This is a genomic window from Pseudoalteromonas sp. SW0106-04 (assembly GCF_001293805.1).
GTDB lineage: Bacteria > Pseudomonadota > Gammaproteobacteria > Enterobacterales > Alteromonadaceae > Pseudoalteromonas > Pseudoalteromonas ruthenica.
In genome coordinates this window covers 128,235-149,283 of sequence record NZ_BCAI01000005.1, presented here as the reverse complement: position 1 = coordinate 149,283, position 21,049 = coordinate 128,235, and the positions used below count along the sequence as shown (strand labels likewise).

At 46.9% G+C, this 21,049-nt stretch carries 20 protein-coding genes; 10 read left to right on the top strand and 10 right to left on the bottom strand.

The window, feature by feature from the left end; translation table 11 throughout:
* Positions 1–184: 184 nt before the first annotated feature.
* A complete protein-coding gene (locus tag W04_RS08095; RefSeq protein ID WP_053910474.1) occupies positions 185–1,522 on the top strand; it encodes a KamA family radical SAM protein in 1,338 nt (445 codons plus the stop codon).
* A gap of 42 nt (positions 1,523–1,564) precedes the next feature.
* Here the strand turns inward: W04_RS08095 and W04_RS08090 are convergent, their stop codons facing one another.
* A complete protein-coding gene (locus W04_RS08090) occupies positions 1,565–2,071 on the bottom strand; it encodes a phosphate-starvation-inducible PsiE family protein (RefSeq protein ID WP_053910473.1) in 507 nt (168 codons plus the stop codon).
* 22 nt (positions 2,072–2,093) lie between these two features.
* Positions 2,094–2,525 carry an ATP-binding protein gene (locus W04_RS08085; RefSeq protein WP_022946577.1) on the bottom strand — a complete coding sequence of 144 codons (432 nt, stop codon included), beginning with the start codon at positions 2,523–2,525 and terminating at the stop codon, positions 2,094–2,096.
* Between the two features lie 550 nt (positions 2,526–3,075).
* On the opposite strand from W04_RS08085, the gene asnS reads away from it, so the two are divergent.
* Positions 3,076–4,473: an asparagine--tRNA ligase gene (gene asnS, locus W04_RS08080; RefSeq protein ID WP_053910472.1), complete on the top strand. Its 1,398-nt coding sequence runs from the start codon at positions 3,076–3,078 to the stop codon at positions 4,471–4,473.
* 144 nt (positions 4,474–4,617) lie between these two features.
* On the opposite strand, the gene W04_RS08075 is transcribed toward asnS, so the two are convergent.
* A complete protein-coding gene (locus W04_RS08075; protein WP_045978322.1) occupies positions 4,618–5,544 on the bottom strand; it encodes an electron transfer flavoprotein subunit alpha/FixB family protein in 927 nt (308 codons plus the stop codon).
* Positions 5,541–6,293: an electron transfer flavoprotein subunit beta/FixA family protein gene (locus tag W04_RS08070; RefSeq protein WP_053910471.1), complete on the bottom strand. Its 753-nt coding sequence runs from the start codon at positions 6,291–6,293 to the stop codon at positions 5,541–5,543. Before W04_RS08070 ends, W04_RS08075 begins: the two co-directional genes overlap by 4 nt.
* 231 nt (positions 6,294–6,524) lie before the next feature.
* Between W04_RS08070 and W04_RS08065 the strand changes: the two genes are divergently transcribed.
* From W04_RS08065 to W04_RS08045, 5 genes are all read left to right on the top strand, one after another.
* Complete coding sequence (locus W04_RS08065) at positions 6,525–8,171, top strand: electron transfer flavoprotein-ubiquinone oxidoreductase (RefSeq protein ID WP_045978323.1); 1,647 nt, start codon at positions 6,525–6,527, stop codon at positions 8,169–8,171.
* 105 nt (positions 8,172–8,276) lie between these two features.
* Complete coding sequence (locus tag W04_RS08060; protein ID WP_022946572.1) at positions 8,277–8,744, top strand: acyl-CoA thioesterase; 468 nt, start codon at positions 8,277–8,279, stop codon at positions 8,742–8,744.
* A gap of 249 nt (positions 8,745–8,993) precedes the next feature.
* Positions 8,994–9,590: a porin family protein gene (locus W04_RS08055; RefSeq protein WP_053910470.1), complete on the top strand. Its 597-nt coding sequence runs from the start codon at positions 8,994–8,996 to the stop codon at positions 9,588–9,590.
* 104 nt (positions 9,591–9,694) lie between these two features.
* Positions 9,695–10,402, top strand: coding sequence for a tRNA (N6-threonylcarbamoyladenosine(37)-N6)-methyltransferase TrmO (gene tsaA, locus W04_RS08050; RefSeq protein ID WP_053910469.1), 708 nt, complete (start codon positions 9,695–9,697; stop codon positions 10,400–10,402).
* 75 nt (positions 10,403–10,477) lie between these two features.
* Positions 10,478–12,205, top strand: coding sequence for a proline--tRNA ligase (locus W04_RS08045; protein ID WP_053910468.1), 1,728 nt, complete (start codon positions 10,478–10,480; stop codon positions 12,203–12,205).
* Between the two features lie 34 nt (positions 12,206–12,239).
* On the opposite strand, the gene W04_RS08040 is transcribed toward W04_RS08045, so the two are convergent.
* Entirely contained in the window at positions 12,240–12,476 is a 237-nt protein-coding gene (locus W04_RS08040) for a DUF333 domain-containing protein (RefSeq protein ID WP_053910467.1), read from the bottom strand.
* A 323-nt stretch (positions 12,477–12,799) separates the two neighbouring features.
* Between W04_RS08040 and W04_RS08035 the strand changes: the two genes are divergently transcribed.
* The 3 genes from W04_RS08035 (at position 12,800) to W04_RS08025 (ending at position 16,821) form a co-directional block, all read left to right on the top strand.
* Positions 12,800–13,600, top strand: a complete 801-nt coding sequence (locus W04_RS08035) for a UDP-2,3-diacylglucosamine diphosphatase (protein ID WP_053910466.1) — start codon at positions 12,800–12,802, stop codon at positions 13,598–13,600.
* 177 nt (positions 13,601–13,777) lie between these two features.
* Positions 13,778–15,355, top strand: coding sequence for a peptide MFS transporter (locus W04_RS08030; RefSeq protein WP_022946566.1), 1,578 nt, complete (start codon positions 13,778–13,780; stop codon positions 15,353–15,355).
* Positions 15,356–15,564: 209 nt separating this feature from the next.
* Entirely contained in the window at positions 15,565–16,821 is a 1,257-nt protein-coding gene (locus W04_RS08025; protein WP_053910465.1) for an aromatic amino acid transport family protein, read from the top strand.
* A gap of 78 nt (positions 16,822–16,899) precedes the next feature.
* Here the strand turns inward: W04_RS08025 and W04_RS08020 are convergent, their stop codons facing one another.
* From W04_RS08020 to W04_RS08000, 5 genes are all read right to left on the bottom strand, one after another.
* Entirely contained in the window at positions 16,900–17,085 is a 186-nt protein-coding gene (locus W04_RS08020; protein ID WP_045978329.1) for a hypothetical protein, read from the bottom strand.
* A gap of 80 nt (positions 17,086–17,165) precedes the next feature.
* The gene (locus tag W04_RS08015) at positions 17,166–17,705 is read right to left on the bottom strand and encodes a tetratricopeptide repeat protein (protein WP_053910464.1); all 540 of its coding nucleotides are present in this window, start codon (positions 17,703–17,705) and stop codon (positions 17,166–17,168) included.
* A gap of 12 nt (positions 17,706–17,717) precedes the next feature.
* Positions 17,718–18,857 (bottom strand): hypothetical protein, encoded by a 1,140-nt coding sequence (locus tag W04_RS08010; protein ID WP_053910463.1) that lies wholly within the window; start codon positions 18,855–18,857, stop codon positions 17,718–17,720.
* Positions 18,858–18,902: 45 nt separating this feature from the next.
* Complete coding sequence (locus W04_RS08005; RefSeq protein ID WP_053910462.1) at positions 18,903–19,652, bottom strand: hypothetical protein; 750 nt, start codon at positions 19,650–19,652, stop codon at positions 18,903–18,905.
* A 107-nt stretch (positions 19,653–19,759) separates the two neighbouring features.
* Positions 19,760–21,034: a hypothetical protein gene (locus tag W04_RS08000; RefSeq protein ID WP_053910461.1), complete on the bottom strand. Its 1,275-nt coding sequence runs from the start codon at positions 21,032–21,034 to the stop codon at positions 19,760–19,762.
* Positions 21,035–21,049 lie beyond the last annotated feature (15 nt).

Sequence of the window (21,049 nt, the reverse complement as noted above, 5' to 3'; positions counted from 1 at the left end):
TCAAAGAGTTAGCTTACTTTTCGCTGAACAATTAGTTTCACTGCGTAGCAATTTCACACACGCTTGAGCGCGCCAAAGGCCGCTCTTTGCGTGTTGCAGCGCAATTATATTCGCACTTAGGACTAGGAATTGGCTTGACCTTTTTGTTAGAGTACCAACCTTTTCAACTAGCAAGTGAAAATATATGCAGCAAACCGTTCAAATACAGCCAGCGGAAACCTTTGTCCCGCCTAGGTTTACCGTGTATCAACACCGTCAAATTGATAAAATTGAAGCCCTACACCAACTACCAGAGCATATGCGCTTTGAGATGAAGGTCGTGGCCAGTGTATTCCCATTCCGCGTAAATAACTTTGTAATTGAAGAATTGATTGATTGGGATAAAGTTCCCAATGATCCGGTATTCCAACTTACGTTTCCTCAGCGTGGTATGTTAGATGACGAGTCGTACGAGCAAATGGCTGCGCTGCATAGAACGGACCCAACCGCTGAACAGGTAATGGAACTGGCACAACAGATCCGTAACAAGCTGAACCCGCACCCTGCCGGGCAAATGGAAAAGAATGTGCCTGAGCTCGATGGTGAGCGCGTTGAAGGCATCCAACATAAGTACAAAGAAACCGTGTTGTTCTTCCCAGCACAAGGACAATATTGTCATTCTTACTGTACTTTCTGCTTCCGCTGGGCGCAGTTTGTTGGTAAAGCGACACGATTCAATAACAACGATGCGGACTTACTGCATAACTATCTGCGTGAGCACAAAGAGGTTACCGATCTACTCGTCACTGGCGGTGACCCAATGGTAATGCGTACCGTCAAGCTTCGTGGCTACCTTGAAAAGCTTAAAGAGCCCGAATTTGACCATATTCGCACCATCCGTATTGGCACCAAGTCACTGACTTTCTGGCCGTTCCGTTATTTAACCGATCCTGATGCGCAAGACTTACTGGCCTTGATTAAAGAGCTTGTGGATGCAGGCAAGCACGTTTCCATTATGGCCCACATAAACCATAAGCAAGAGCTGCGCACCGCAGCTACACGCGAAGCGATTGCCCTATTGCGCAAAACCGGCGCGCAAATCCGTACCCAAGCACCACTACTTAACAACATTAATACCGACCCGAATATGTGGGCGGAAATGTGGAAAGAGCAAACGCAGCTAGGGATGATCCCGTACTACATGTTTATTGAACGTGATACCGGGGCCAAGCGTTACTTTGAGCTACCACTTTATAAAACTTGGGAAACCTTCCGCGAAGCTTATAAACAGGTATCCGGTGTCAGTCGCACCGTGCGCGGCCCATCTATGAGTGCCGGCCCAGGTAAAGTGGAAGTATCTGGCGTCAGCGAGATTGCCGGTGAAAAGGTTTTCGTACTGCGCTTTATTCAAGCTCGCAACCCAGATTGGGTTCAGCGTCCTTTCTTTGCTAAGTATGACGAAAACGCCACATGGCTTAATGACTTAAAGCCGGCATTTGGCGAAGAAAAGTTCTTCTGGGAAGACGAATACAACGCCATGTAATAAAAAAACCGCCCTAGAGGCGGTTTTTTTATCAATATCCATCTAATGGTCATAATCATCATTGGGCGCTTTGCCCAAAAGCCAGTAGGTTATCCCCAGCGCTAAAGTTGTAGCAGCGATACCTATCAGGTAAAGCGGGGTGAGGGTATCAAAATCGAGGATGATCACTTTACGAGCGATAGCCATCAAAGCAGTCGCGACGACAAGTTTGACAGGAAAAACATTGCTCCCTAGATACATCCTAATGTTGATAAATATTTCCACCGCTATCAACACAGCCATAAAGCCACCAAAGGTATAAAAGATGTCATTTACATCTAGTAAAAAGTAAGGTGGCTGCATTAATCGCTCGTAAATAATGTACATAACATCGCCCACCCCCCAGAGTATTACTGCCACCATACACAGGGCTAAAACACAAATAGCACAGCGAATCACTTTGTGTAGCATGCGAAAAAACGCATCGGGATGATCAACCGGAAGTTCTTGGTGGAGCTCATGCGCTAGTTTAGGTTTTTGGGTGTCATGCTCTACTTGCTTGTTACTCATCAATGCTCCTTGATATGGTCAATTACCACTCAAATTGATAGGCCATTTTCGCTATCGTCCGCAGCGCTACTTTGTGGGTGTTGCGCTGAGCATAAAGGTGTTGCATTGCTTTGTCTTTTACCTCGCCCACGATCACTTCTTTGACTTGATAACCGAGCGCGTGCGCGGCTTCAATATAGGCGATAAATTCCCATTTTTTGATATTGGTGTTATCAACAATCACTAACGGAATGCCCTCAGCGAGCGCTTTAATATAGCGGGCTAAATTAAGATTGTGATATTCAGGTAACTTGTGTTTATCGAATTGATAGTGACCATCTTGCACGAAGAAATCGTCGGTACTGCAAATAAAGTATTGGCTAGCATCGCCGGCAACGAGGTCGTCGGCAAGGCTCTGCGCATAGTGGGTTTTACCACTACCTGGCAAGCCGCGTAGGATAAAAGCTTGTTTCATTAACTACTCACTGCATTTTAACTTAAGATTGCAAGGGTAAAGCTGACACACAAAAACGCTAAAGCAATAAGCGAAAGTGCAGCCAGATGCATCATTTTATTTATATTTCTTGCCCTTATAATGCCACAAACGCAGCAAAGACCACACAGCATTAGCATGATTAAGGCGCTATTTTTCGGTTTTAAGAGCCAATGCTCGCGAATGGGCACGTCGAAATAACGTAATATGCCGTAATCTACATCAGGGCGAGCGTAGTGAATCAATACTAATACCACAACAAAAAGCACCCAGCCTAAACCTGCACACCAAGCGACTAATCGAAAAGGGCCCGGTTTATCTCCCCTCAACATGCTAAAGCGTCTCGATAATAAGTTATATATGATTAGTTTAGGTGATATTTTCTACGCTTTTACGTATTTCTGCCCTGATTGAGGCAATTGGCAGTTTTTTTCTCCCTAAATCACGGTTAAGATAGGCCTCTTAACTTTCATCATAATACTGCTGCTGCCAACGTGCAGCGCAGTGGGCAATAGTAATCATTGGAGTGAAAATGAGCCATACAGCAATCGCCGAGCTATTAAAAGGCGCCGTTGCCGTGGACACCCAGGTCAACATTAAAGGTTGGGTGCGCACACGTCGCGATTCTAAAGCAGGTATTTCGTTTCTAGCCGTTCATGACGGTTCGAGTTTTGATCCTATCCAAGCTGTAGTGCCTAATTCGCTCAATAATTATGATGAAGTAACGCGTTTAACGGCCGGCTGCTCGGTAAGCGTAACCGGTAAGCTCGTAGCGTCAGCCGGTAAAGGTCAGGCCTTTGAAATTCAAGCGGACAGCGTTGAAGTAATTGGCTGGGTAGAAAACCCTGACACTTACCCTATGGCAGCAAAGCGCCATAGTATTGAGTACTTACGTGAGCACGCCCACCTGCGTCCACGCACCAACGTGATTGGCGCTGTTACCCGTGTTCGTAACTGCTTATCGCAGGCTATCCACCGCTTTTTCCATGAGCGTGGCTACATGTGGATCAGCACTCCCATCATTACCGCCAGTGACTGCGAAGGTGCTGGTGAAATGTTCCGAGTGTCGACATTGGATATGCAGAACCTACCACGCACTGATAAGGGCGATATCGACTACAGCGAAGACTTTTTCGGTAAAGAAGCATTTTTAACGGTATCAGGCCAGCTCAACGGTGAAACCTATGCCAGCGCAATGTCAAAGATCTACACCTTTGGCCCAACCTTCCGTGCTGAAAACTCTAACACCTCGCGCCACCTTGCAGAGTTCTGGATGGTCGAGCCGGAAGTGGCTTTTGCCGATTTGAACGACATCGCCAAACTTGCCGAGGACATGCTTAAGTATGTATTTGCTGCGGTATTGGAAGAGCGTCGTGATGACATGGAGTTCTTCGCACAACGTATCGAAAAAACGGCCATCAGTCGTCTTGAAGAATTCGTCAGCAAGGACTTTGCGCAGGTTGATTACACCGACGCTATCGACATTCTTAAGGCGTGCGGTAAGAAGTTTGAATACGCTGTTGAGTGGGGCGTGGATTTACAATCTGAACATGAGCGTTATCTGGCCGAAGAGCACTTCAAAGCGCCTGTAGTTATCAAAAACTACCCGCGCGATATCAAAGCCTTCTACATGCGCCAGAACGAAGACGGCAAGACGGTGGCAGCGATGGATGTCGTTGCCCCAGGCATTGGCGAGATCATCGGTGGCTCTCAGCGTGAAGAACGTTTAGATGTGCTTGATGCTCGTTTAGAGGAAATGGGCTTAAACAAAGAAGACTATAGCTGGTATCGCGACTTACGCCGCTACGGCACGGTGCCTCACTCAGGCTTTGGTTTAGGTTTTGAACGTTTAGTCGCTTACGTGACCGGTATGGGCAATGTCCGTGACGTGATTGCCTTCCCACGCACTAAAGGCAGTGCTACTTACTAATCATGTTGCACTCTTTATATATCGAAAACCCGCTAATTCAGCGGGTTTTTCTTTGCGCTAATGCCGTTAGCTAGCACAGCAATGGCCAACAAAAAAGCCCACAACACAAAAACAGTCGCGGGCTTTTTGTAAACTAGTTGCGCTTTAAAGCTTGGCTTCTAACTCAGGTAGAACATCGAATAAATCAGCCACTAACCCATAGTCAGCCACTTGGAAAATCGGTGCTTCTGGGTCTTTGTTGATAGCTACAATAACCTTTGAGTCTTTCATACCTGCCAAATGCTGGATGGCACCACTGATACCCACGGCTATGTACAAATCAGGAGCGACAATTTTGCCGGTTTGCCCTACTTGCATATCGTTCGGCACAAAGCCCGCGTCTACCGCAGCGCGTGATGCGCCAATAGCCGCACCGAGCTTATCGGCAATACCTTCTAACAGTTTGAAGTTTTCACCATTTTGCATGCCTCGACCGCCGGAAATAACCACATCAGCAGCGGTCAATTCAGGACGTTCAGACTCAGTTTGCTCTTTAGAGACAAACTCACTGTTCGTTGAGGCCATGCTATTGTCAATCTTTTCGATGCTGGCACTGCCGTCGCTGCTCACCGCATCAAAGGCACTGGCACGCACAGTAATAACATGCACAGACTCAAGTGACTTCACCGTCGCAATGGCGTTACCAGCATAAATCGGGCGTTTGAACGTATCAGCGTCGATAACATCAATAATGTCCGATACTTGCGCTTTGTCTAATAGCGCCGCAACCCGTGGCATAATGTTTTTGCCGGTGGTCGTCGCACTGGCAAATAGATGGCTGTAATCACCCGCTAGGCTCACAATTAAATCAGCAGTGTTTTCAGCTAGTTGGTGTGCATAGTCACTGCTATCAGCGACCAACACACGGCTGACACCGCTGAGCTTACTAGCCTGTTCAGCCGCGTCATTAAGGTTCTCACCAACCAGCAACACATCAATATCAGCGCCTACTTTGTGCGCCGCGCTTAATGTTTTCGCGGTTTCAGGCTTTAGTTCACCGTACTCGTGCTCAGCTACCACTAATGCTTTCATGACACCACCTTCGCTTCATTTTTTAACTTGTTCACTAAGGTTTCAACGTCTTCGACGATTTCACCACCTTGACGCTGAGCTGGCTCTTCCACGCTCACCAACTGCACTCGCGCAGCAAGGTCGACGCCCATATCCGCAGCGCTTTTCACATCTAAAGGTTTGCGTTTTGCTTTCATAATGTTAGGTAATGATGCATAACGGGGTTCGTTCAAACGCAAATCAGTCGTGACAATCGCAGGAAGCGTGAGCGCTACAGTTTGTAAGCCACCATCAACCTCACGCGTCACATTCACTTTGTCATCGTTAATATCCACTTTTGAGGCAAAAGTACCCTGCCCCCATCCGCGCAGCGCAGCCAGCATTTGCCCAGTTTGGTTATTGTCCGAATCGATACTTTGCTTCCCTAAGATAACCAGATCGGGTTGCTGCTCATCAATTAACTTGTCGAGTAGTTTTGCCACATGCAGTGAGTCTAGCTTCTCATCACTTTCGATGTGAATGGCGCTGTCGGCGCCCAGTGCCAGTGCAGTGCGCAACTGCTCTTGCGATGACTTATCACCAATAGTCACAGCAACCACTTCCGTTGCCTTACCTGATTCTTTTAGGCGAATAGCTTCTTCTATGGCGATTTCGCAAAATGGGTTCATCGCCATTTTCACATTCGCCAAATCGACATCGCTGTTATCTGCCTTTACGCGTACTTTGACGTTGTAGTCGATGACACGTTTGATGGGCACTAATACTTTCATATTTGCTCCTGTTGACACGCGAGTGGACGTTTTAAAGCGGCTATAACCTGCGCGGTTACTACTGACACGCCCACACCTGACGTTAACGTAAACTTATTTATTTGATGAAATCAGACTACTTCCTGTTGACGTAAACGTCAACCTAAAATAACCTTGGACAATAACCTTTTGTGTAACGATTAATTTGCATTTCGTAACACCTTATACCGTCATATAAAGCAGGGGATCATTATGGTAGAACGCGAAACCATGGAATTTGACGTGGTCATCGTCGGTGCAGGGCCCAGCGGCCTTGCTAGCGCCATTAAGCTCGCGCAATTAGCACAAGAACAACAACAAGAATTGATGATTTGTGTGGTTGAAAAAGGCTCTGAAGTAGGTGCTCATGTGCTCTCCGGTGCCGTTTTCGAAACTCGCGCACTCGATGAGCTACTCCCTAATTGGCAGGAGTTAGGCGCGCCACTGCATACCCAAGTCACCGAAGACGAAATTTTATGGTTCAGTGATGAGCAAAAAGCTAAATCCCTGCCCCACTTTATGGTGCCAAAAACCTTTCATAATAATGGCAACTATATCGTCTCTATGGGCAACGTTTGTCGTTTTTTAGCCGAGCAAGCAGAACAATTAGGAGTCGAAATTTTCCCTGGTTTTTCCGCGCACGAACTACTTATTGAAGACGACAGCGTCAAAGGCATCATTACCGGTGATATGGGTCGCGACAAAGAGGGCAATGAAAAGCCTGGGTTTATGCCGGGGATGGAGCTCAGAGCAAAATACACCATTTTCGCAGAGGGCTGCCGAGGCCACTTGGGTAAACAACTGATCAATCAATTTGCCCTTGATAAAGATCGCTCTGTGCAACACTACGGTCTGGGTTTTAAAGAAATCTGGCAAGTAGATGCACAGCAACATCAACAAGGAAAAGTGGTTCATGGCACTGGGTGGCCGCTTAGTGGAGATACCAATGGCGGCGCATTTATGTACCACTGCGAGGATAACCAAGTGGTGGTGGGCCTCATTGTCGACCTTAACTACACCAACCCGCACTTAAGTCCTTTTGATGAATTTCAGCGAATGAAACATCATCCTGTATTCGCCGATGTGCTCAAAGGCGGTAAACGCTTAGCCTACGGCGCGCGTGCTATAGCCAAAGGCGGGTTACATTCGCTACCAAAAATGCACTTCCCGGGCGGCCTACTCGTGGGCTGTGATGCAGGTACGCTGAATTTTGCTAAAATCAAAGGCAATCACACCGCAATGAAATCCGGTATGTTGGCAGCCGAAAGTATTTTCGCGGCAATAAAAGCCGGTGATCAGCACACTGATTTGGCGGACTTTGCGCAGCGTTTTGAATCTTCTTGGGTGTATGATGAGCTTTACCGCTCACGCAATTTTGGGCCGGCGATGCACAAATTGGGTAAGTTCTTCGGGGGCGCGTACAACACGCTGGACCAAAACCTATTCGCAGGAAAGCTGCCTTTTACCTTTAAGGACAACACCCCTGATTACGCGACCCTACTGAGCAGCTCACAAGCACCGAAAATTGACTACCCAAAGCCAGATGGTGAGCTTAGTTTTGACAAGCTCTCATCGGTCTTTTTGTCTAACACCAATCACGAAGAGTCTCAGCCGTGTCACTTACAATTAAAGGATGCTGCGATACCTATTACGGTTAATTTGCCACGCTTTGATGAACCAGCACAGCGCTACTGCCCAGCTGGGGTTTACGAAGTGGATGACAGTGAAGGTGAGGCAAAGTTTGTGATCAATGCGCAAAACTGTGTGCACTGTAAAACCTGTGACATCAAAGATCCTAGCCAAAACATCACCTGGGTCACCCCAGAGGGAGCGGGTGGTCCTAACTACCCTAATATGTAGTTGTTATTAAGTACTTTATCCTAAGTTGCAACTGGGGCGTAAGCCCCTTTTTTATTTATATACACTACACTTGCTGTAACAGGTCGAGCATATTTGGGGAGCTCTATGAGTCAAGATACGGTTACTTTTCGATTTTTAGCCGAGCCTACCGATGTCAATTTCGGTGGTAAGGTCCACGGCGGAGTCGTCATGAAATGGATAGATCAAGCTGGCTATGCCTGTGCCGCAGGTTGGAGCGGTCATTACTGTGTCACGGTATCTGTGGCCGGAGTAAAATTTCGCCGGCCAGTATTAGTGGGTCAATTAGTTGAAGTTAACGCCTCTATTGCGCATACCGGTAAAACCAGTATGCAAATATTTATACAAGTACGCTGTGGTGACCCCAAGACGCAACATATGGTCGAGACTAACCATTGCGTGATCAGTTTTGTCGCTATGGACCAAGCCGGCTACCCAGTAGAGGTGCCATGCTTTAAGGCAAAAACAGAAGAGCAGAAGCGCCTAGAGGCGTATGCGATTAAAATGAAAGAGATAGCCATCGAAACCGAAACACTTTTACAGAAGACCTGTTAATCGACTATTAATCAATTAGTTAGGTTCCATTCAGGGTGTAATTTTGACATTTACCGGAAAAATTTACACCTTTTTCAGGTCCATACAAAACAGCCGCGCGTTACACACCTTAAGGTTTTGTAAACAATCCTGCGCTTTTCTGTAACTAACTGAATTATATATTAATAAAACACCTAATTTTAGTTGTTTTAAGACTCTTGGCATGGCCTCTGCTTTGTTAGGCATGAACTAACAAAATGGAGAATCAAGATGAAACACACTAATAAAACTGCTCGCTTTTCCCTTTGCGCTTTAGCGATGGCTTTGACGACAACCACAGCGATGGCGGCCCCTTCAAGTTATGAACCAAGCAGTGAAGTGAACCCTCGTTTCTACACCGGTATCGGTTACGGCCAATACTCATTTGAGTTCGACAATGATGACCTAGATACTGAATTTGATGACGATGCCGGTATGCTTGAAGCTTACGTGGGCACACAGCTCAATGATTATTGGAGTTTCGAGCTCGGCTATCACAACTTTGATGAAGTGTCTGATATCGACCAACAAGCAGAATTAGATGGTGTTTCGCTATCAACCAAACTCGCTCTGCCTGTTAGTGAGCGTTTCAAAGTTTACGCAACTGCGGGTTGGCTAGAATGGGATGCAGACCTACGTGCGCAACTTGATGACCTAACCATTGCTACTACGGAAGCCGATGGCGGCGATGTGTTTTATGGCGCTGGTGTACAGTTCGCGATGACAGAGCAAGTACGCTTCAACCTTGAATACGAGCGTTATGAACTAGACGAACAAATTGATCCTGAAATGGACGTTGCGTCTGTTTCGGTTGAATACCTATTCTAATTAGCACTGCGCTTTCCCTACTTGTACAAGGGGCCCTGTGCCCCTTGTTTTTACCCGATGCCATGATTACACTGCGCTCACCTTAATTCGCTGTGTAAAACATTGTGTCTTCCCAGTATCAAATCACCGCCATTGGCCATATTCGCTCTCCGTATAAACAAAAGTTTGCTATTCCCCGGCAACCCCGGCTAGTTAGCGCGGCGCGCGCTGATCTTATCTTTACCGATGAATTTAATAGAGAAGAGTTTGTGCGTGGTATCGAGGAGTTTAGCCACCTATGGCTGTTGTTTCGTTTTCATGAAACGGCTGATAAAGGCTATTCACCGTTAGTTCGCCCTCCTCGCTTAGGAGGTAACGCTCGCAAAGGCGTGTTCGCTACCCGAGCAACATTCCGTCCCAACGCCATTGGCATGAGCGCTGTCGAACTACTGGGTGTGAATTACCAACACGGGCAGCTTAGTCTTCGGTTAGGGGGAATCGACTTACTCGATGGCACCCCGATTATTGATATCAAGCCCTATCTGCCTTATTCCGATGCCATGATGGATGCCAGTGCTGGCTTTGCCGATACCCGGCCACACACCCAGATGAGTGTCAGCTTTTCTGAACAAGCACAAAGTGTTATCGACAACAGCGACCCCGCTCTAGTGCTTGAGCAATTTATCACGCAAGTGCTTCAGCAAGACCCACGGCCAGCGTACAAAAAGAGTCAGGCTGGGGTACAGCACTACGGCATGACCTTGTATGATTTTAATATTCGCTGGCAAGTAGACGGTGAGCACAATCATGTTCTCGAAATTTGCCCGCTTTAGCGCTTTGCCCTGCGCCCGAGCGCTGCTAAACTAGCGCTCTTACCTATTAATCATTAAATAAAAAACGGAATATTCATGCGTACCAGTCAGTATTTACTTGCGACCCTGAAAGAGACGCCCTCAGATGCCGAGGTGGTGAGCCACCAGCTCATGCTTCGTGCGGGCATGATCCGCAAACTCGCCTCCGGCCTATACACTTGGCTGCCTTCCGGCGTTAAAGTGCTGAAAAAAGTTGAAAACATTGTTCGTGAGGAAATGAATAAGGCTGGCGCCATTGAGATGCTCATGCCCATCATTCAACCTGCTGAGTTGTGGCAGGAGTCGGGCCGTTGGGAACAATATGGTCCTGAGCTTTTGCGTATTGAAGACCGTCATAAACGCCCTTTTGCGCTAGGACCTACCCACGAAGAAGTGATCACTGATTGCGTGCGTAAAGAAATTAGTAGCTACAAACAGCTGCCAATCACCTTATACCAAATACAAACCAAAGTGCGCGATGAAATTCGTCCTCGTTTTGGCATCATGCGCTCGCGCGAGTTCGTTATGAAAGACGCTTACTCGTTCCACCTAAGTGACGAGTGTTTAGCGCAAACGTATGAAAAGCTACACCAAGCATATTGCAATATTTTCGACCGTTTAGGCTTAGATTACCGCCCAGTTCTTGCAGACACCGGTTCCATTGGTGGTAATTTGTCTCATGAATTCCACGTATTGGCCGAATCCGGTGAAGATGCTATCGCCTTCAGTGATGGCAGTGATTATGCCGCAAATATCGAAAAGGCAGAGGCAAAAGCCCCGAGCGAAGCCCGTCCTGAGCCCAGCAAAGAATTGCAAAAGTTCGATACCCCGAAAGCAAAAACCATTGCTGACCTTAAAGAGCATTATGGCGTTAAGCCGCACCGTGGCGTAAAAACTTTATTTGTTTACGGCGCAGCAGACGAGCAAGAGCAACGCCCATTGGTTGCTTTAGTACTGCGTGGCGATCATGAGCTCAACGAACTCAAAGCAGAGAAGCTTGAAGGCGTGCAGGCTCCACTGGAAATGGCGAGCGAAGCGGACATTGTTAAAACAGTAGGCGCTCATCCCGGCTCTTTAGGCCCTGTTGGCTTAAATACGACGATTATTGTTGACCACTCAGCGGCGGTGATGGCAGATTTTGTCGCCGGTGCCAACGAAGATGATGTGCACTTCAGTGGCATCAACTGGGACCGCGACGTCAATGACTACCAAGTTGCGGATATTCGTAACGTGGTTGATGGCGATCCGAGCCCTTGTGGTCACGGTACTTTGAGTATTAAACGAGGGATTGAAGTTGGTCATATCTTCCAGCTTGGCACCAAGTATTCCGAGGCTATGAAAGCCGGAGTTTTGGCAGAAAGTGGTAAAAACCAGACCATGACCATGGGTTGTTACGGTATCGGTGTATCCCGTATCGTTGCCGCTGCCATCGAGCAAAACAATGATAAATACGGCATTATTTGGCCGAAAAATATCGCTCCATACGAACTAGCTATCGTGCCCATGAATATGCACAAGTCACATCGTATCCCTGATATTGCTGAGCGCTTTTACAGCGAATTGCAACAAGCTGGCGTTGATGTACTCTTTGACGACCGCAAAGAGCGCCCTGGCGTCATGTTTAACGATATGGAACTACTGGGTGTACCACTGACCTTAGTGATTGGTGAGCGTAATCTCGATAACGATCAGGTAGAGCTTAAAAACCGCCGTACAGGTGAAAAGCAGTTGCTGGATATTGATGGTGCGGTAGCCGCCATTGTTGCCGAGCTTGCTAAAGCATAAACGAAAAAAGCCAGTCGAGAGACTGGCTTTTTTGTTACTGGTATTTGCGGAAAAACTCCCACGCGTCAACTTTTGAGCCGTTATCCAATACACAAAAGCTGCTCTCGCCTTGGGGCTGTTGCTCAACAAGGTATTGACCGCCCTGATCAACACAGAATTTTGCAGCGGGATTACTCATATCCACAGGCAGTTGTTGCGTTAATGGCTCGTCTTGGCAACCGCTAAGCGCAGCTGTTAACACGATACACAGCCCAGCTAAACGATACTTCATGTTGCTCTCCTATTACGCTTTACGCGTTTATCCTCGTTACACAAGTGTTTATGATCGACGAGGCACTGCTAAAACATCGCCAAAATGACCGGTTCTTGGCAAAGCAGCCTGTTAAAGCGAACAAATCATTGCTTTGCTGTCATATTGGCTCATTGTCTCCCAGCACTTGTTCACCAAGGCTGGCTGAAGGTCGCAATAATAATCAGGCTCATACCGTTAGACAAGCAGATCCGATAGTTGTCACGGATTGTTCTTTTTTTAGTCTTTTTTTTGTCATCGCTACGCTCTAGCCTCACTATTATTACGCTGCGAGTCACACCATTATGAAACAACGTAAAATCACCCATTACCCGGCCGTGTTTATCTCTGATATTCATTTAGGTTGCAAAGATTGTAAAGCCGACTATTTACTCGACTTTTTAGCCCATATTCAGTGCGATACACTTTATTTAGTGGGCGATATTATTGATTTATGGTCAATGAAAAGGCGGTTTTTTTGGCATTCCAGTCACTACCATGTACTGCAAGCGCTGCAGGAGAAAGTAAAAGCAGGCACACGGGTCATTTACGTACCAGGTAATCACGATGAGACCTTTCGTAAATATGATAAAGAGTTGCTCATGGGCGTGGAAGTACACCGTCAGTTTGTGCATACCACAGGTAATGGGAAGCGCTTTGTTATCTTGCACGGTGATGACTTTGATTCTGCAACGCGTTACAGCAAACTGATCAGTATTATCGGCGACGCCGCCTATGACTTTTTGCTGTTTTTAAATCGCTGGCATAATCGCGTACGCCGCCTTTTTGGTGGCCGCTATTGGTCTTTAGCAGCGTGGTTAAAATCTCGTGTACACAAGGCTCAACAAGCGATTACTGCATTCGAGGATGCGGCCATTTACGAGGCCAAGCGCCGGGGCTATGACGGCATTGTCTGTGGTCATATTCACCAACCCAAACTACGTGTCAGTGATGGTATTATTTACTGTAACGACGGCGACTGGATAGAGAACTGTAGCGCCTTGGTAGAGAATCATCAGGGCCGTATTGAGCTTTTACATTGGTCAGACACCCAGCATGTGATGGCTTCAAACCCGTTAAGCGAAGTGAATAGCAAGGCAGCATAAATTCATTACGTGACCGTAGGCATTATTCAACGACACGCCCGAGGTTGATTAATTTATTCACAGCTATTGCTATAAATCTAACCATCTAGCCTCTGTAAGGCGCGATTTGGTTGCATATTGAGCTTATTTCACGTACTAATAACTGCTCACTATAACGACAATAATGGAAGTGAATCTATGTCTGATGAGCAGATACCCACGCCACCGACTTCGGCGGCTGGGGATTCAAAATTGGATACCGCCTTTTTCGGTCATCCCAAAGGGTTACAAACCCTATTTTTCACAGAAATGTGGGAACGCATGAGTTACTACGGCATGCGTGCCATGCTAGTGCTGTTTATGACCGCATCGCTGCAAGAGGAAGGTTTGGCCTTCACGGTAGCGTCTGCTGCGGCAATTTACGGCCTCTATACCGGTGCAGTCTACTTCCTTGGCTTACCCGGTGGTTGGATCTCAGATCGCCTGTTAGGCGGTCAGCGAACTGTCTGGTATGGCGGTATCGTTATTATGATCGGCCATATTATCCTCGCAATTCCCCACCCTAGTTCGTTCTTTATCGGCTTAATATTTGTTGCTACCGGTACCGGTTTATTAAAACCAAACATCAGTGCCATGGTAGGTCAGCTGTATAAAACCGAAGATGAGCGTCGCGACAGTGGCTACGCGATTTATTACATGGGCATCAACCTCGGCTCTATGATTGGCTACGGTGTATGTGGCTACTTTATGGAAAATGTCGGTTGGCACTGGGCCTTTGGTGCAGCAGCCGTGGGCATGGCCATCGGTTTAGTGCAGTACCGCCTAACTCAAGGTAGTATTCGCGGCATCAATGATAAGCCAGCAAACCCATTGTCGACCAAGGGCGCATCGCTTGCTTGGACTGTTATTGGCGCATCAATTGCGATGGTCGCACTGACTGTTTACGCGGCACACAATGGCTGGTTGGTCATTGACCCGGTCGCTTTAGCGGGCTCGGTAGCCATCGTCTTTACCATCACCTTTTTCATTTACTTTGGCTACATCTACTTTTTAGGTGAGCTAACGGACGATGAAAAGCAGCGCATGTGGGCACTATTCTTAGTCTGTGTGGCCTCAGCGTGTTTTTGGTCAGGGTTCGAACAGGCTGGTTCATCGTTGAACTTATTCGCTCGCGACTACACCGACCGTATGCTGGGTTCTTTTGAGATCCCAACAGCATGGTTCCAGTCAGCGAACTCATTTTTCATCATTATATTGTCGCCATTTTTTGCAGCACTGTGGATTAACCTTGCCAAGCGTATGATCACGCCATCGTACAGCGTTAAATGTGCCGTGGGTCTTATCATTATGGCAACCGGCTTTTTAGTCATGTTCTTTGCCGCGCAATATGCTGCTGATGGCCTGAAAGTCGCACCTTATTGGCTTATTACCACTTACTTCCTACATACAGTAGGTGAGCTATGCCTAAGCCCAGTCGCACTCAGTGCGGTAAGCCGCTTGTCGCCAGCACGTTATGTGGGCCAAATGATGGGCGTATTTGTTCTTACCTACTCCATTGGTAATATTATCTCTGGCTTACTAGCTGGTAGCTTTGACCCAGAAAACGTTCAAGAAATCCCTGGCCTGTACATGCAAATAGCCTTGTTCAGTATTGGTGTAGGTATTATCTTGGTATTGTTTAACTTCAAAGCGAAGTATTGGGAGCGTGCGGGCCAAAATGCCCCAGAAGTTCCTGAACCAAACCCAAGCGAACAACCTGCAGAACAAAAGATTTAATACTAAATCACCACTGCCAACGGCCCTTAATAGGGCCGTTTTTATTTCAACACCACACTCTTCGGCTAAAAAAAGAACATCATTTAGCTAGTTATTCTAATTAGTACGACCAAAGTTGGATTGCTATAACAATTTTTGGCATAAGTATGAATTACCTTGCCAAATTCTGTATGATTGCCACGTTTTTATGCAGTTCAAAGGTAGTATCTATGAGTTCCTCTCAACATGTGCTCGGCGGTGAAGGCACCACCACAGCACCGGCGTGGTCTCGCCACGATACCCATTGGGTATTAAGTTTATTTGGCACCGCAGTCGGTGCAGGTATTTTATTCTTACCCATTAATGTCGGCCTCGGCGGCTTTTGGCCCCTCATCATTATGGCCTGTGCCGCATTCCCGATGACCTACCTCGCGCACCGAGGCTTAGCACGCTTTGTGTTATCGTCTAAACACGACGACAGTGACTTCACTGATGTGGTGCAAGAACACTTCGGTGCTGGCGCTGGCAGATTAATCTCACTGCTGTATTTTCTATCTATCTTCCCTATTTTACTTATTTACGGAGTCGGCCTGACCAACACCGTAAATGACTTTATCGTGCATCAACTGGGCTTTGCACAGCCACCTCGTGCGCTACTGTCCGGCGTATTGGTGGCAGCCATGGTGGCCGTGATGCTCGGAGGCGAAAAGCTAATGCTGCGCGCCTTTGCCATCTTGGTTTACCCTTTAGTTGCGGTACTGTTTGGTTTATCTCTGTATTTAATGCCACACTGGCAGGTCCCCAGTACAGATATCGCCCAAGCGCCGCAGTTTATTGAGAACTTATGGCTGGCCGTGCCTGTTATCGTATTTTCTTTTAGTCATGCTGCGGCGATCTCCAGCTTTGCCAATGCACAGCGTCGTCATTATGGCCAAAGTGCACGTGTAAAGTCTGACAAAATCCTCAAGTACACTGCAATTATGCTGATAAGTTTTGTACTTCTTTTTGTATTTTCATGTGTTTTTGCTCTTAGTGCTGAACAGCTTGAAGCCGCAAAGGAAGCCAATATTTCCGTGCTCTCTTATCTTGCTAATACCTATGACAACCCTCTTCTGGCCTATGTTGGCCCCTTGGTGGCCTTTATTGCCATCACCTCGTCGTTTTTTGGTCACTTCTTGGGAGCACGGGAGAGCTTTAATGGCTTAGCGGTTAAGCATTCGAAATTAAGTTATCAGGGGGCGGATAAGCTAGGTGTTGCCTTGATGTTTGTGGCGATTTGGATTTGCGCCATCTATAACCCCAGTATTTTGGATATGATGGGGGCGATTTCAGGTCCAATTATTGCGATGATCTTATTTATTATGCCGATGATTGCAGTGTACAAAGTCCCTTCCCTTGCACGTTACAAAGGCAAGCTCAGTACGTACTTTGTGTTACTTGTAGGTGTACTGGCGGTTTCTGCGCTTCTGTATAACTTGATAGGTTAGTTATTTGCAGCGGCAACCATGACGGCTGCCGCTGACTCCCTGTAAACCTTTTATATCTTTATCTAAAAAGCGGAACGCTTAAAGGTTTAGGGATTTACGCGTAACGAGAAAGAGACTCGATAAACACAGTATGCTGCCCACGGCCATCATTCCTATGTTGATAAACCCAGGGGGTTCAACAAATAAGAATAGCTTCACCGCAGCAAATGACAGTAATGAGATCCCCACAGTCCCCACTAACAGCCCTAGTCCTTGTCCTTTCATCTATATCTTTCCTTCTTTTATCTCTATGCACTTTATGCACATTGAAACTGAGCGAACAGTGCTAAATGTGCGGCCCCTGCTTAGTTTGATTGTTTTCTTGAACGTTTGAGGTTGTCTTTAAACTCTTTCCATCCAGAACAAAGCTCTCCACCGGCCTTGGCACACTCATTGAGCACTTCCTCGGCTTTTTGCTCATCCACGGCAACACCTTTGCCATCTCGATAGGCTTCATATACATAGTACATAGCGGTTAAATTGCCATTGTCAGCACCCTGCTGATAATAATCGAACGCCTTTTTAGGATTCTTTTCCCCAAACTTTCCCTCTTCATATAATTTTGCATAAAAATAGAACGCGGTTGTGTTTCCGTTTTCAATAGCTTTATTGAGCCAATAGTGCGACTTATCATAATTTGGCTTTAACCCTAGAGCAAAAAGCCAACCAGAGCGAGCCATAGCTTGTGCATCCCCCTGTTTAGCTTTCTCCAGTTGGATATCAAGATTACTATCGTCTTTGCCAAACAACGTGGCTTTCAGTGAGTTATCAGTTTTCACTTGTTGAGCATAAGATGCGGTGCTACTGAGAATCCCCAGCAAGACAATGAACGTTAGTTTTTTCATAACAATCCTTATTTATAGAAAACGAATCATCGATGAGACGATAATGCCAACAACGCCAAATACAACGGCAATACGTATATGAAACAGCATCGGCAGTGCCTGTTTTGTTGAGCGCTCAAGCGATACCGGATAGTTCATATGCGTAAGCGCTAATAACAGCGCTTGACCATTGATGGCCATATTGCTCAGTGCAATAGTCGGGCCTTCGTCGGTGATAAAGGTTAATGACACCACGTGTGGGCGTTTAATTTTGCGTCGAGACCAGCCAACGGAATAGCTATCAGCTACGTAATAATTCCATCTTGCCTCTATCGAGCGGACTTGCTCCTTTGCCACCTTACGCGCTTTTTTATCTGCAAACAGCAGTGCCGGGAGTTGTAAATACTGCTCACCAACCACAATATCGCTTTGAGGTGATTGGCCGATAAAGTAATACTGATTACATAAATGGGCTCGAACCAGCCAATAACTCAGGTAGGTCAGCGCTAAAAGAACACTCCCAGCAATCCAGTTTTGGGAGGAGCTCACAACGCCTATAGTGATTAGCAAACCAAAAGCGACCGCAATATATACAGTCTTACGTTGGCTGTTTGGCAGTGGCATCGCAAAGCGCGACACGCTATGGCTTGAGAGTATCTCGCCAGGAGAAGTATGGCGATAGAAAATATCAGCTACAGTGTCTTTGCTGGCTGCACCGGCTTTGTGCCCCTTTTTACTCGCTATCCCCTTACTACGTAGGGTGTAATCAATGCCTGAGTCCGCGAGCAAACGCTTGATCAGTTCACCTTGGCCTCTAAAGTCGAAGCGCTCCACTTGGGTGCTATGCTCAGATGAAAAGGTAAGCATTAACTCGTTTTTAGCGCGTCCAAACGTTAGCACAAGCTCATTGAGCGATGACAGCGCAATACGCTTTACGCTAAAGGTTATCATCCCGATGCCAAACAACTTTAGTTGGCTGCGAATTAGCAGAGCGTCGTTATCGAGTATAAAGCGCCGCTGATAAGCCGCAAGCAAAAAGGTGAACAGCGTGTTTATTAAAACTGACTCAATATCACCGCTAACGATAGCTAGGACGACTAACAGTGAAAAGAAGCCAGCTAAAATGGTCGCTATCCATTCCCGCAACGATTTTATCTGTAATCCTTGGCTCATTTTTATTCCTTTTTATGACCGAGCTTTGATTTGGTTTGAGCTTTTCTACTCGTTTAAATTTTGTAGGTATTCCATAAGGTTGAGAGTTCGTTCAGTGATGTCTTTTTTAAGATACCCTGCGGGCAAAGAAAAGGCAGACGGCTCTAGCGCCCTCCATTTTTGCTCTTGTAGTGTCAATACATAGCCGCTATCAAGATCCTCAATGCGACTTGGAAGCGCATTATGATCATAGGTAAATAATCGCAGTAATTCATCGACGTTGTCGACCATTAATCCCAGTCCTGACTGGGGAATTCTCATCTGCTGCTCTAAACGATTTTTGATCCACTCAAGCTCGGAGGCACTAAGTCGCGATTGCTCAGTCTGCACACGATATACCACAACCTCATCACGTACTCCTTGGTATTGCCGTGTACTTATTTGAGAGAAAGTGGCAGCACTGGGGTCGTTGCTAGGGTCGAGCATCATCTTCCATAACTGCTGCTCACTCTTGCCCATTCTCTCGGCCATAGCTTTAAGTTGGCGACTGGCATTTTCATAAAAAGGCTGAAAGTGGCGAAACAAGATCTGCTTGTGGCTATGAATAAGCACATACTGGCCCTCACCTTGGCGGGTGATTAGCGATAACTGCATATTGGGCAAGCGGTAGTGGTTGGCAATGGCCGAATTGGATATATGTAACACCGCTTCACCGCGCTCACCGGTGTGGCGGTTGTCTACTTGATAAACGAGGGTAAGTGACTGGGCTGAAGCAGAGCTGGCTACCATCGCCAGCCATACCAATAATAGGCGCATAAATATCGTCCATTGATAAAACAATCCTTTGAATAATGGACGATATTAGCAAACTAGGCTGCCAAGTAAAGCGCCGCTAAGGGCGCATGGCTGAAAAAGCCCTTTAACTATTTTCCTTCGCCGCTACCGTGAATATGGGTGAAGATATGACTAACTTGCGCATTACTTTGCGGTCCGCTATAGCCATGACAAGCAAAACAATTAGCTGCGGGTTGCAGGTTACTGTTACCACTGTAACTCAATTCACCGAACCCTTGCTGAGCATTGGTCTCCATGGTGGTATTGGCAAGTTGAATAGAGCCTCGTTGATTCTCAAGGCTGCTAGATTGACTGGTATCACTGACCCACAATGCCCCAACTAACTTGTACTGGCTGAGTACCTGGAGCTCACTGCTATTAGGCAAGGCGGCAAAGCTGCTTTGTAACTGCTTATTAATGGTAGTGATATTAACGCGATTTTTTGTCGCTTGATTATCCCCTTCACGTGTACCTTGTGCGTAGACTTGGCAAATTTCTGTTGGCGTACCAGTTAAGGGGGTGCTGCCGGAGATATCCGCTGTTTTATTGAAGTCACAGCCCGCTTTCGGGTTAGGTAGGGAGCTTGCGCATTGGCTACTAGCAAAACTCCACCCTTGCGACGTTTGTGGCTTAGTTTGACAGTCGGGGGCGTTGCTACGGTGCTCGAACGTAGCCCAAATAAACTCTGGGTGCAGCGCCGTACTTTTTACTAAATGAAAACCCACCATACCGTAAATCTCGTCGCTCTCAAGCTTGCCGTTGGCGTTAGTATCAGATTGGATCCACACATAGTCGCTTTTCTCTTGTTCGCTGATCTTGCGCCAAGACGACTTTATCTCCGTCGTGCCAGCAGGCAGCGTTGTCGAGGTTGATGCAACATTACACATGTCTTTATTAAAGCGAGCCTCGTAGAGAACGACGTTACCTTGTTGGTCATAAATAACTGCGTCGTTGAGCGCCTGGTTGGTGCCGCTAGGTAAAGTGAAATCACTGCTGCTAGTGTGGCTGTCTTTCTGCGTGCGAATAAAGAGCTTTGACGCAACGGTGTTCGTTGCACAGGAGTTTTGTTCAGTCCCCAAAAACACGGGATATTGGCCGGAATCAAGGAAATTGCGTGTCGATTGTGGCGCTGCCATTAGATTGATAAACCACTGCCAAGAAAATTGATAAAACTGGCATAGGTTCTCACCCTCCCCCGGAATTTCTGCCGGTGGGTTGCTGGGGTTGGTAACCCACTGCTGACTGGCCTTGCAAAACAGCGGATCACCGCTTTGGATTTCATCAGCCACTGGGGTCGCATTGTTACAGCCACTAAGCACCAGCGCGATGCTAGTCGCCAAGATGAGCGGTTGGGTAAGATTCATGACGGTTCCTTCTAT